At 58.4% G+C, this 12,458-nt stretch carries 11 protein-coding genes; 1 reads left to right on the plus strand and 10 read right to left on the minus strand.

The annotated features are described in order from the left end of the window. Nucleotide 1: 1 nt before the first annotated feature. Genes ACN1C3_RS05600 through ACN1C3_RS05615 form a run of 4 tightly spaced genes read right to left on the minus strand, consistent with a single transcriptional unit; the run spans nt 2 to nt 3,504 of the window. Nucleotides 2-610 (minus strand): PqiC family protein, encoded by a 609-nt coding sequence (locus tag ACN1C3_RS05600; RefSeq protein ID WP_419114799.1) that lies wholly within the window; start codon nt 608-610, stop codon nt 2-4. 5 nt (nt 611-615) lie between these two features. Further along, nucleotides 616-2,289, minus strand: a complete 1,674-nt coding sequence (locus tag ACN1C3_RS05605) for an intermembrane transport protein PqiB (protein WP_419114800.1) — start codon at nt 2,287-2,289, stop codon at nt 616-618. Beyond that, nucleotides 2,282-2,896, minus strand: a complete 615-nt coding sequence (locus ACN1C3_RS05610) for a paraquat-inducible protein A (protein WP_419114801.1) — start codon at nt 2,894-2,896, stop codon at nt 2,282-2,284. The genes ACN1C3_RS05605 and ACN1C3_RS05610 overlap by 8 nt, the downstream gene beginning before the upstream one ends. Beyond that, nucleotides 2,893-3,504, minus strand: a complete 612-nt coding sequence (locus ACN1C3_RS05615) for a paraquat-inducible protein A (RefSeq protein WP_419114802.1) — start codon at nt 3,502-3,504, stop codon at nt 2,893-2,895. Before ACN1C3_RS05615 ends, ACN1C3_RS05610 begins: the two co-directional genes overlap by 4 nt. A 163-nt stretch (nt 3,505-3,667) precedes the next feature. On the opposite strand from ACN1C3_RS05615, the gene ACN1C3_RS05620 reads away from it, so the two are divergent. Continuing rightward, nucleotides 3,668-4,405, plus strand: coding sequence for a DJ-1/PfpI family protein (locus tag ACN1C3_RS05620; RefSeq protein ID WP_419114803.1), 738 nt, complete (start codon nt 3,668-3,670; stop codon nt 4,403-4,405). A 67-nt stretch (nt 4,406-4,472) separates the two neighbouring features. Here the strand turns inward: ACN1C3_RS05620 and ACN1C3_RS05625 are convergent, their stop codons facing one another. The 6 genes from ACN1C3_RS05625 to tssI form a co-directional block, all read right to left on the minus strand. Further along, a complete protein-coding gene (locus ACN1C3_RS05625; RefSeq protein ID WP_419114804.1) occupies nt 4,473-5,444 on the minus strand; it encodes a hypothetical protein in 972 nt (323 codons plus the stop codon). 131 nt (nt 5,445-5,575) lie between these two features. Then, the gene (locus ACN1C3_RS05630; protein WP_419114805.1) at nt 5,576-7,789 is read right to left on the minus strand and encodes a lipase family protein; all 2,214 of its coding nucleotides are present in this window, start codon (nt 7,787-7,789) and stop codon (nt 5,576-5,578) included. Further along, the gene (locus ACN1C3_RS05635; protein ID WP_419114806.1) at nt 7,786-8,580 is read right to left on the minus strand and encodes a hypothetical protein; all 795 of its coding nucleotides are present in this window, start codon (nt 8,578-8,580) and stop codon (nt 7,786-7,788) included. Before ACN1C3_RS05635 ends, ACN1C3_RS05630 begins: the two co-directional genes overlap by 4 nt. Nucleotides 8,581-8,620: 40 nt before the next feature. Next, nucleotides 8,621-9,415 (minus strand): hypothetical protein, encoded by a 795-nt coding sequence (locus ACN1C3_RS05640; RefSeq protein ID WP_419114807.1) that lies wholly within the window; start codon nt 9,413-9,415, stop codon nt 8,621-8,623. Continuing rightward, on the minus strand, nt 9,412-10,260 hold the full coding sequence (locus ACN1C3_RS05645; protein WP_419114808.1) for a DUF4123 domain-containing protein: 849 nt from the start codon (nt 10,258-10,260) through the stop codon (nt 9,412-9,414). Before ACN1C3_RS05645 ends, ACN1C3_RS05640 begins: the two co-directional genes overlap by 4 nt. Next, nucleotides 10,257-12,284, minus strand: coding sequence for a type VI secretion system tip protein TssI/VgrG (gene tssI, locus ACN1C3_RS05650; RefSeq protein WP_419114809.1), 2,028 nt, complete (start codon nt 12,282-12,284; stop codon nt 10,257-10,259). The genes ACN1C3_RS05645 and tssI overlap by 4 nt, the downstream gene beginning before the upstream one ends. Nucleotides 12,285-12,458: the final 174 nt, after the last annotated feature.

Consider the following 12,458-nt stretch of genomic DNA (forward strand, 5'->3'; position numbering starts at 1 on the left):
CCTAAGGGCACCCTGTCCCCTGTTGCTTTGACCAGCTACGCGCGGTGCCGGCAATAATGCTCGCCAGTTGCCCGATGGCCTGCTGATGGGCCACGACCAGTTCCTGCACCTGAGTGCCGGCCGGTTGGCGGATGACACTGCTGCACGTCAGGCTACGGCGCTTTGCGCCATCGCCGCGCAGGCTGATGCTCCAGACCACATCGATCAAGGCGTATTGCCCCTGAAGCGAGTCGAAACGCCGGACATCGGTTTGCAACGAGAGTATCGGCAGGCCAGAGGTCTTGGGTAAGCCTGCCAGGTCTCGCGTACCCAGTTTGAGCTCCATCTGGTTGGCCAGGGCGTCGTGGAATTCGTCGGCCAGCGGTGCGCTCCAGCGCTCGGTTTCGAGCAGTGCCAAGGCTCCGTTGCCGTGGCGCACCACCACTTGCGGCTGGTCGACCTGGACCGGTATGCGCACCGGCTGCATCTCGAACTGGAAGGCTGGCGCGGCGGCATTCGTGCGCGCAGTACTGTCCGTCGCGGTCGGAACCAGGGTGTAGTAATGGGTCGGTGCCGAGGTACAGGCGGCAAGGCCCAGTGTGGCGAAAATGGCCAGAGAGCGAATAGTCATGGTGTTCATTCCTGGTCAATGTCTCGAGAGGACGAAGGCGACGATTTATAGCTGTCAGGCTGGTTGTCTTTGATACGCCCGCGGATCAGTGACTCGGGATGCCGGCTCAGGAAGTCGGTCAGCACCCGCACTGAACGAGCGGTACGCTGAACCTCTTCCATCGCCTGACCAAATTGCTGGCGTTGCGGTGACTCTTCGGAGACGCTCTCATTGGCCGAGGCCATGGTTTTTCTGGTCTCCACCAGGGTATCGCGCACGTGCGGCAGCACTTCACCATTGACCTGTTTCAGAGTCTTCTGCAGCTCGCCAAGGTTGTTATTCAGGTTGTTGGCAATCTGATCGAGCGGCAGTTTGCTGATCTTGTCGACGATGCCTTGCAGCTGCTCCTGAAGTTTGTCCAGGCTGCCCGGTATCGTTGGAATCTCGACCGGCCGCGCCGCCAGGTCAAAGTTCACCGGTTTGGCGTTGGGGGCAAAGTCCAGGGCAATGTAGAGTTGGCCGGTGAGCAGGTTGCCGGTTCGGGCCTGCGCCCTGAGCCCCTTCGCGACCAGTCCAGCCATCACTTGTACTGCCAGGGTGTCATCGTTGGCGTCCCGGTCTTTCAATATTTTTTCATGGGCCTTACCCAGTCTGTTGGGATAAATCACGGCGCCAATGATAGTGGGGAAATCTTTCTTGACCTCGTCATAGTCCAGGTCAATCGATACCACCCGGCCCAGGTTCACTCCGTGAAATTCCACCGGAGCGTTAACCGCCAGGCCGCGCAAGGACTGATCGAAGCGCATGCGGATGTAGCGTGGCTCGCCATCGGCGGGAGCCATGGCGGTTTCCTGATCATTGAAGAGGGAAAACGTGGTGTTCTCTTCAGCCACCTGGGGATTGGGGCTGTACTTGGGTTCAACGAATGCGACACCTCCGGCCAGAATCGATGACACCGACTGGGTGTTCACCTTCAGGCCTTCGGCGCTCACGCTGACATCGACGCCACTGGCGTTCCAGAACCGTGTATCGCGAGTCACGAATTTGTCGTTCGGGGCGTGGACGAAGATCTGTACTTCGACGCCTTTGCCGTCCTCGGAGAGTTTATAGGACACCACCTCACCCACCGGGATGCGCCGGTAGTAGACGCTGGAACCAATATCCAGCGAGCCAAGGTTGTCGGTATTCAAGATGTAACGCGTGCCTTTTTCGCCGTAGGTAATGGGCGGTGGGGTTTCCAGACCGACAAAGTTATCTCTGGTCTTGTCCGATGCGCCGGCATCGGCCCCGATAAAGGAGCCGGACAACAGAGTGTCGATCCCCGAAACACCGCCAGCGCCGATACGCGGGCGCACCACCCAGAAACGCGAGTCCTCGGAAGCAAAGGAATTGGCAGAGGCGTCCAGGTCGATCGTGGCGTCAATGCGGCTGCGGTCCTCTCTCAAGGCAATCGAGGTGACCTTGCCGATCACCACGTTCTTGTATTTGACCTGGGTCTTGTTGACCTCCAGCCCCTCGGCAGTCAGAAAGCTCACCGTGATCTGCGGCCCCGCTTGCCTGGCGTTATGCACCACCATCGACAACCCGATCAACGCCGCAACAATCGGCACCACCCACACCAGAGATATGTTGAAACGTCTGCGTTTGACCTCAGGGGCGCCTGGAGCCGGCGTTGCGGTAGAACTTGGGTGATCAGGCATTTTCAACCTCTGCGTCCCAGATGAGCCGGGGATCAAAACTCATGGCAGCGAACATCGTCAGTACGACCACCAAACCAAAGAATAGAATGCCCATCCGCGGGTCAATGGTACTCAGCGAGCGAAACTGCACCAGGGCGGCGATCAGGGCCACCACCAGCACATCGAGCATGGACCAGTAACCCACCACCTCGATCATCCGATAAAGTTTGGCCCGCTCGCGCATGGCCCAGCGACTGCGGCGCTGACAGGTGATCAGCAACATACCCAACACCAGAAACTTCATACACGGCACCGCCACGCTGGCAATGAAAATAAGCAACGCAAGGTCCCACTCGCCTGCGTGCAAGAACTCCATGATCCCGCCGATAATGGTGCTCTCGGCGCCGTTGCCAAAGATGTTGGTGTACATCACTGGCATCACGTTGGCCGGGATGTAGCAGATCATGCTGGCCAACAACAGTGCCCAGGTGCGGGCAAGGCTATTGGGTTTGCGTCGATGCAGTGGAGCGTCGCAGCGAGAGCAGATCGCGTCCGACGATGGGCAGACCTGGCCGCAGGTATGACACAGGACCAGATTCATTTCGCTGGCATAGGGCGGCATGCTCATGGAATAACGCCCTCCAGGTCCTTCCACAGCCGACGGATACCTTTGCCCGAAATCAGAATGATCAGCACGGTCAGCATGGCCAGCGCCCACAGCCCGAGACCCGGATGCACATCGAGCATGCCGGCCAGTTTGATGATGGCCACCAGAATCCCCAGCAAACACACTTCGAGCATGCTCCAGGGGCGCAGCTGCTCCAGGGCGCGCATGCAGGCTTTGAACCCGGGAGCCGCGCGCCTGACCAGGGCAAAGCTGAGCACCCAGCACAACAAGATGATTTGCAGCATCGGCGCGAGGATGATTGCCAGCCCCGCCACTGCTGCAATCACGCTGATTTGTCCCTGCGCCAGGGCCTCCACAGACTGCCATAACGTCGCTTGATTACTCAGGCCTTGCAGGCTGATGGACATGACCGGAAACGCGTTGGCGAAGACGAACAGCAGCGCCGCGCTGATGGACAGCGCGAGCAGTTGTTGAATGCTGAGCTGACCGCCACGGCCCAGAATTGCTTTGCAACGGACGCAACGTGCGGTCTGACCTTTGGCCAGAGGTACAGCCGTGTACACCGAGTCGCAGTGCTCGCAGATGATCCAGTCGGGAGAAGATGTCATAGGCTCGACCGAGACATATTGAAGATCTATTCCTTTAAAGCTTGGCAATATTGTGTCTAGTTTAAGGGGATTTCCCTTAAGCAACCACGTCAGCATAGACGCTTGGATTGAATCTGATGTGAGCGACCACACCTCACACGACGTGACGACGGAGAAAGCCTGAATGATCCTCTTCCTGTTACCCCAGGCCGACTACGACCCCACCGAAAGCAGCGTGCCCTGGCAGGCGCTCCGCCAGGCCGGTATCGACGTGCGTTTCGCCACTCCCCTTGGCTTGCCGGCCTACGCGGATTCGCGGCTGGTCGAAATCGGCTTCGGTCTGCTGAACCCATTCCTGATGACGCGCGATGCCGATCTTCAGCACTACCAGGCCATGATCGTCGACGATGCATTCCGTAAACCCTTGGCTTACGCCGATGTCGACCCCAGCCAATTCGACGGGCTGGTGATTCCCGGTGGCCATGCCGTCGGCATGCGCAGCTTGCTGGAGTCGGCGCTGGCCAAGCAGATTGCCCTGCACTTCTTCACCGCGAACAAACCGGTCGCCGCCGTCTGCCACGGGGTACTGCTGCTGGCCCGAACCCTGGACCCTGAGACCGGTCGCTCGGTGCTGCACGGACGCAAGGTAACCGCGCTGGTGAAAAACATGGAGTTGCTGGCCTGGGCGGTGACAGCACCGTTGCTCGGTCGCTACTACCGCACCTATACGCAAACGGTTGAGGAGGAAGTGAAAGCCGCCCTGGCCAGACCTGACGATTTCCAGACCGGGCCGCTACTGCCATTGCGTGATTCGGCGCAGAACCTGCAGCGGGGTTTTGTGGTCCGCGACGGCAATCTGCTCACCGCGCGCTGGCCAGGCGACTGTTATCGCTTTGCACAGGAGTGGGTCACGATGCTATGAATTTACCTGCCAAAAGCCTGATCGCCCTGGCGGCCGCGCTTTGCGCATCCTCCAGTGAGTAGAATTCCTATCGAACCGGCAAATACTTTCGCCGTTTTTTGCTATTGCGACACTTGGCCAGAAACGAGCACAGCGGACACCAACAGCCCTGCGTAATGGTGTGAGGCATCGCTGGCCAGGTGTGACCGAGACTGCACATCCACTGCAGCTTGGTTTGCGAGTCGACGTAATGCTCTGAAAGACAACGTCCACCACGTGCCTGGGCCATGGCCTGCATGGCTTTGATGTTGCTGCGCATGCTGTCGTAATAACACTGGCGGCACCAGGCGCCGTGCACGATGTTGGCTGGTCCGGCTTCCCAGGTATGGCCCTGTGCGCAACGCCAGGTAAGGGGGGTGACGCCATTGATGTAGCGTGAGGACAAACATTCGCCGCCGTGCTGTCGGGCAATGGCCTGAACGCTTTCCAGGGTATTGCAGCGCGCCGTCCTGGCACAGACAGGGCACCAGCTACGGTGTTTGACACTGGCGGGAACCGCTTCCCAGCGATGCCCTTGGCCGCACTCCCAGAGCAAGGCGCTCGCACTGTCGACATAGGCCAGGGACAAACAGTGCCCGCCTCGCTGGCGTGCAATCTGCTGCATCGCTTCCAGCGTATCGCGTCGGCCTACATGGGCACAGGCAGGGCACCAGGAGTCCTGTTTGATGCTCGGCAATGTCGCCTGCCAGCGATGGCCCAGCGCGCACTGCCACTCCATAGGCACACGCGACTCGTAGTGGGTCGATAGACAGAGGCCATCCCGTTCCCCGGCAATACGCTGCGCCGTCTCCAGGGTGTCACGTCGTTGCAGGCGCGCGCAGACGGGACACCAACTCCCGCGAATAATGCGGTAAGGGTCCGCCAACCACTCATGAGCCTGCGCGCAGCGCCAGGACAGTCGGGTAGACAGATTGTAATAGGTGTCGGACAGGCACAGTCCTCCCCGCGTACGGGCCAACTGCTGCATACCTTCAATGGTTTTAAGCGTGGGTTCGGTCATGTCAAAGATCTATCGTTTATGCGGTTAAAGCCGTTCGTGCAGGTGACGAACGAACGCATCAGTTGGCTGGAAGACACGCATCGATTGGCCCACAAGCAGCGTGAACACCGCGCTGCTCGTGGCCATAGGATTCAGGTGAACGAATCAATATCCAGGTGGTAGGGCGCGCCGATCACGTGCCCTCTTACGATGCGAATGACTTCCGGTGGCGTCATCGCCAGTTGCTCGGGCGCAGTGTTGAGGGTATGCGCCTTCCAGCGCGGTAGGGACTCTGCCAACACCTCGGGTTGGGTTGCGAACTGACCGTAAACATCCACCTCGCTGGCACTTTTATAACGCAACTTCTCCAGGCGCGTTCGCGTCCCTTCCAGTTTGTCGATTTCAACGCTGAGTGCTGTGAACGCTTTCTCGTGGAGACGCCTATACGCATCGGATCGGGCTTCTCTGGAGAACGTGAGCAACTGCCTGCTCATGCTCTGCAAGGCGTTATTCACCCAGTCAAACTCTCGCGGCGTCACCAGACTGCGTTGCAGCTCTTGCGACTCCTGCCAACGGCGCAGCGTGGCCCAGCTATTGGGAACGTAGCCCCCGACCATCAAGTGATTGAGTATGTAAAAGGCGGGCTCAAAGGCTCGACGAGTCGGCAGCCCGTTCACGTGCTGGAGCACTTCGTGACAGGCGTGATGGGCAATACTGTCGCAACCCGGCTCCCAGAGGATCGAAGACTGGCGGCCATCCTCAAATCTCACCGGCATAAAGTGATGCAAGGTGCCGTGGTGCGCGTACGGTGCACCACTGAGGTTGCTCACCCCCGCGAGGAACATCGCCACACCCAGGGGCGTGTTCACAAAGCTGACGACGAGGCCGGTGACAAACACCGTTGGTTTGGTGTCCATGCCGGTCCCCGGGACGCTCGGTATCGGGTCGTTGTGATTGACCATGCGGTGATGCTTTAGCGTAGCGGCGCCTTTTACAAAGGTTTCGTCAGCCGCTCGTGGGGCGCCGTAGGTGTAGAGCAGAATGTCGTATTGTTCCGCCCTGCGCCGCAGCATTTCAGCCAGCAGTAACGCTACGGCCCCGCCGAGGCTATGCCCGGTAATGATCAGTTTTTGCCCGCTGTAGAATTTATCCAGGTAGGTGACCACGAAGCCCCGAATGGCTTTCGCGGCCAGATAAAATCCGCGATGCGCCTGACCTACCCCTTCCTCAAAAGGCACTTGCTGCGCATCGATATCCCTCAGAAGGTCCCACGGCATCTCATTCGTGCCACGCACAGCAATCAAAATCAGCTCATCGTGATGCGTGATATAGGCTTGCGTATCCGTCCCCTCATCATCCTTGCTGTCATCAAAGGAGTGAATGTTGGCCGGATTTTCCTGCTCCCTGCCTAATGTGGGGGCATTCACTTCCGGGTACAGTTCAGGATCAAACGGCACGATTTCCAAACGCCTGGAGTACGGCACCTCTTCGTACAGCGGGTAGTACGGCTTCTCCGGTTTTTGCCCGGCGTCGACTCGCCAGAGTTCATCGGCCTTGGGCAAGGCATGCCCAAACCAGTTACCGCTGCTGGGCTGCAACGGAAATTTTACCCGGTCGGTCTCTACCGGTTGGCTATCAGGAACCTGCCCAAACGGCGTGTAACTCAGGGTGGCCATCAGTGCCAGTTGGTACAGGTTGAGCGCGCAGAAATCGTTATGGGTCGAGAGCATCGGACGCAAGGCCCGAAGCGGACGCACTTCCAGCACATGGTGTGTATTCGGCAACAGGCCAACGCCATACAACCTGGGCGGCCTGGGACCACCCCCCAGCATTTCCATGGCCACGTCCGATTGCTGGCGCATCATCGACAGCACATGGGCCTTGGGCGGAAAACCACGCTCGGCCAGCGGCGGCAGGTGCGCCATATGCTTCACCAGCTCACTCACCTCAACCTGGTAGTAAGCGCCGGCACCGGCCTTGTCTTGAGCCGGGTTGGCCTGCGTGCGCAGGCCCGCTTTGTTGAAAAAGCGGGTTTTTTCGGCACGTACTTGCAGTTCAGTTATGGGCAGCGGGTAATGCTTTCTTTCTCTCAAGCGCACATATGTTTTGTCTTGCCCTTCGTAGGGCTTATTCAGCTTGAGTATCACCGGGCCACAGTAGTGGTTGGTCACCTTGCCGGAACCGGTGGCATCCAGTTTGCCGGTGTAAACAATGTCTTCGTAATCGGTGACCTCGTAGGTCAGCCCGGCATAGGGCTGACCGCTGCCAAACTCGTCCACCAATTGAAAGCTGGTTGAGTGGCCGCGCATGGGGCAGGCCAGGATCTTGCCCCCCATAAACGGCCTATGGTGTTCTGGCAGAGTCATGGGGTCACCTCCTTGTTCTCGGTGCAGCCGGGGTAAATCGTGCAGTGACGCCCATCGGGCATTCTGAAGGTGCTGAAATCGGTGTAATTGCCGAAGCAAAACGCATCCTGGTCTTCAAAATTGTCGCCCATGCAGCGTTTCCAGCCGTTGGGCACCTTGACCCAGGTATCGCCCATGTAGGGCTCTTCCTCATCGGCCAGCTTGATTTTCAGCCGCACGGTTTTGCCCGGGAGCTGATCGAGGGTGTACGCCGAAAACGGATGGCCTTTGGTGACGACGCCCTGCGCATCGGTGTTTTTGCAGTCGAGGATTTTCCTCAAGATTCGAGGTTTACCCGATGTACGAAACAGCCACTGGCACTGACCGGAGAACTCGCTTTCGCCGGCGGCGTTGAAGGTGCCTTTGGATGTTTCCAGCAATGTCTCGCGCACTGCCACGTTCGCAAAGTCGCTGCCAAAGTCGCCCCACGTTTTACCGTAGGTCGCGTTGATATCCAGTTTCACGCTGTACAACGCCAGTGGACAGCCACTGACCGTGCGATACAGCAGTATTTCAGCGTCGGCTTTGTACTCAGTTCGCCACTCCCGATTAAAAGAAACTTGAGTATTTTTTCCGCCGGGAACAGAACAGGTCTCGCCCTTGGCCGGGATGTAGGTCGCAACGGCTTTGTAGGCAAAGCTCGGCGGCAAGTCAGCAGTGAAGGTAAAACTGTCCGTCTTGCCGGTGGCCGAACAGCCCACGGTCAGGGCCGTGCAACTGCCGAAGATCAGACTTTGAATGACTCGTTTCATACGCGAGCATCTCCCTGCCAAAACAGCGCTTCGTGGTGCGTCATGGGGTCACTTCCTTGTTCTCGGTGCAGCCGGGGTAAATCGTGCAGTGACGCCCATCGGGCATTCTGAAGGTGCTGAAATCGGTGTAATTGCCGTAACAAAACGCGTATTGATCTTCAAAGTTGTCGCCCATGCAGCGCTTCCAGCCGTTGGGCACCTTGACCCAGGTGTCCTTCATATAAGGTCTTTCCTCATCGGCCAGCTTGATTTTCAGCCGCACGGTTTTGCCCGGGAGCTGATCGAGGGTGTACGCCGCAAACGGATGGCCTTTGGTGACAACGCCCTGTGCATCGGTGTTTTTGCAGTCGAGGATTTTGGCAATGTAGCGCTGAGGCCCTATTGTGCGAAACAGCCACTGGCACTGACCGGAGAACTCGCTTTCGCCGGCGGCGCTGAAGGTGCCTTTGTCCCGTGTACCTAACTCATTTCGCACTGCAATTTTTCCAAAATCACTCCCAAAGTCACTCGTGTCTTTGCCGTAGGTCGCGTTGACATCCAAGTCCACGCTATACAGCGTCAATGGGCAGCCACTCACTGTTCGGTGCAGCAATACTTCAGAGTTTTGTTTGTATTCCTTACGCCACTTACGATTAAAAACGACTTGGGTATTTTTCCCACCGGGTACGGTGCACGTTTCGCCTTTGGCGGGTACGTAAACGGCAGTGGCTTTGTAAACAAAGTTGGGTGGTAGATCCGCGCTGAAGGTAAAACTGTCTGATCTGCCGGTGGCCGAACAACCCACGGTCAGGGCCAGACAACTGCCGAGGGTCAGGCGTTGAACGACTCGTTTCATACGCGGGCATCTCCCTGCCAAAACAACACTTCCTGATACACCCGCTCAAAGTGTGCTGCCGGGTTTTCGTGGGGCTTAGGCAACCAGGACTTCGGCGCGACGTAACCCGGTGCTTGCAGGGTCTTTGTCAGCAAGACATGGATACTGTCGGGTTCTTGCCAGCCCCAGGTGCGGGCCAATTCCAGCTGGTCGCGCAGCCAGGTATCGACGTCCTGTTGCTCGGCAAGGCTGACCACGCTGTCGGTGTGCTCAGACATCAGGTAGCGGCGAGTGTTATCGAACTGGATGCCCTTGAAGGTGGCCTCTGCCGTGGGGGTATTGCGCCACGCGGGGTCTGCCGGCAATGGGTGCGGGCCAGGGCCTGGATTGTCGGTGACGGTCCATTGCTCAGCCTGCCAGTAACACACGCTGGCCATCGGCCCGAGATAATCAGGCCGCTGTTCAGGTTGCAGGTAGGCCAGGGCACGACCCAGTACACGGTTGTCGTGAAACCGATAGAGTGCCTGATGGGGTCGCTCGCCGGTCAGCAGGCGGTCGTGCCAATGCGCAGTCAGCGCATCCAGGTCTGTGTTTTCAGCACTGGCCAGCCAACCCCAATGACGCTCAGGCGTCTTGAGCAGTGTCTGGAGGGCCGGATGCTCGACCGAATCCATCTGAAACAGGTACGGCCCTGTTTTCGCCAGTGAGTCTGCCGGCGTGCCAACGTACAGGTTGCGGTACTGCTCAGCGTTCAACGTGTTGATCAACGCATTGCGCTCATCGAGCTGGCCGTCGGAATCCAGCACCAGGTACAGGTATCGTCCCAGCGAGCCTTGGGCGTGCAACCATTGTTCAAGCGCATTCATACATTTTCTCCAATGCTGCACAGACCATTGCGGCAAGCCTCGCAAAGTGGGCAGTCGTCCGATGCCAGTTGTTTAGTGGTCGTCAGGAGGGACTGAGGAATGGCGATGATGGCTCGCGTTTCGTTGTCCAGCGCCTCAGCCGCCTGTAGCGGCGCAATGCCGGCCAGCGGTGCACCGCCCTGGACGATGGGCACGCTGCTGAAGATCCCGCCTGGAGTGATGACGATGTGCTGGCCACCGGCCTGGAGCGTCAGGCTCATGCCGGCATCTATCACCACGTTGGTGGCGGTGACATGCGCCTGAGTACCCGCTTTAATCACCACCGTACCGCCCGCCGCGGTGCTACTGCTGCCGGTGATGGAGATCAGTTCATTGCCCCCAATCACCGTGTTACGCAGACCTTGAGTGGTGTGCAGTTCGTCGCCCTTGATCAGGCTGGCACTGTTGCGTCCGACCTGTTCAGAGCGGTTGTTGTCGATCTGGCTGTCGCTGTTGTTGCGAATCAGCTGCTCGAAGTCGCGTTCGGCACGCAGGTAGATTTTTTCCTGCCCGGCACGGTCTTCAATCATCAGTTCGTTGTAACCGCCCGTGCGGGGGGAACTTTGGCTGCGCAGCACAGTTTTGGTTTTGTTCGCTGGCAACGGGTGGGGTGCTGGCGTGAGGGCATTCGGCACGCACCCAGTGATTAAGGGTAAGTCTGGATTCCCTTCCCTATAGGTCACTATGACTTCCATCCCGACACGTGGAAGGGTTACTGCACCAAAATCCAGTCCGGCCCAGCTGGAGGATACGCGCAACCAGCAACTGCTCTTGTCGCTGTTGAGTTCGGCGCGGTCCCAAAAAAACTGGACCTTGACCCTGCCAAACTCATCACAAAAAATTTCCTCTCCGGCTGGACCGGTGACGCGGGCGGTCTGGCTGACCAGCAGACGTTTGCGCATCACCAGCGGCGGACGGTAGAACACGTCCCACGGAATCGCGCTGAAGGTATTGCGATAGCCTTGGGTAAAACCGTCTTCAGGTTTGGCGTCGTGGGTGATCGCTTCCTCAAGTGATTGTGGCTGTTTGCCGGCATGGGTCACACTCAGCAGCAGCCACAAATCGTTGCATTTCGAACGTGGATGCTCGGTCAGTTTGAAGAGGTAACCGCTGCGCAGTATCGGTTGGTCGCTTTTGCCCTCGGCCAACTGGTAGTCGGCGCGATGGCGTTCCAGAGCTTGTTTGGCCAGGACCTTGCCACGTTCCCGGTTGTCCATCAGCAGCGGGTAACGGTAGTCCTCAAGCGTTGGACTGAACTTGGCGGTGAATTGGCTTTCCTGCAACAGGTTTGGGCGCTTGAAGTTGTGGTTCCGGCCGCTCACCTTACTGGTGCGGGTGCTGAAGCACTGGGAGAACTGACTGACGACGGGGTGATCCGCGACCATGCCGCTGTCTTGCTGATAGGGCGTGTCGCCCAGTAGAAGGAAATAGGACTGGTGGTCGGTGAACACCAACAGGTGGCCGTCCTGGCCATGCCGGTGGTGCCAGGAAATGCCATCCTCCGAACACAGGCGCTGCACAAACTCGAAATCGCTTTCACCGTATTGGGTGCAGTATTCGCGCTTCGCGCTGGCATCGACTTTAAAGCAATACGCATCGGCCTGAATGCCGTGACCCTTAAGCACTTGGGCGACGATCTGCGGCACGGTCAGGTTTTGGAAAATCCGCTGATTGTGGCTGAACTGCAAGTAATGCAGCGCCGGCACCAGGATGAGCGCATAGCGCGTCAGGCGTTTACCAGCCTCCCCGACGCGAACATTTTCAATCCGCCCGTGCAGGCCCTCGCCATTCAGGCCGAACTGGAGAAACGCCGGCTGGCTGAGCAAGCTTTCCAGGTCGAAATCAGGGTTTTCGCTGACCAGTTCGATGTGAATCGCATATAGGGTGCTGATGGCTTCAGTGCCCTCGAAGGCCAGAACCTTGAAGTCGTGGCGAACGAAGGGGATCTGTAGTTCGAAATGCGCAGAATTAGCCGGCGCGAACATACGCTTGTCCTTAAGCAAAAGTGCGGCGAAAAGACGCCGGGACGCATCTAGTTCGGCGCATCCTTGGCCGAAGAGCGTGATTGCCGGCAGGCTAACAATTCTTTGCGCAGCGGGCTGTAGGGCGCTTCTGAAAATGGTGCGTTTTCGCAGATTTTGAAACCAACCTGCGGCGTG

The organism is Pseudomonas sp. H11T01 (assembly GCF_048515765.1).
Classification (GTDB): Bacteria; Pseudomonadota; Gammaproteobacteria; order Pseudomonadales; family Pseudomonadaceae; genus Aquipseudomonas.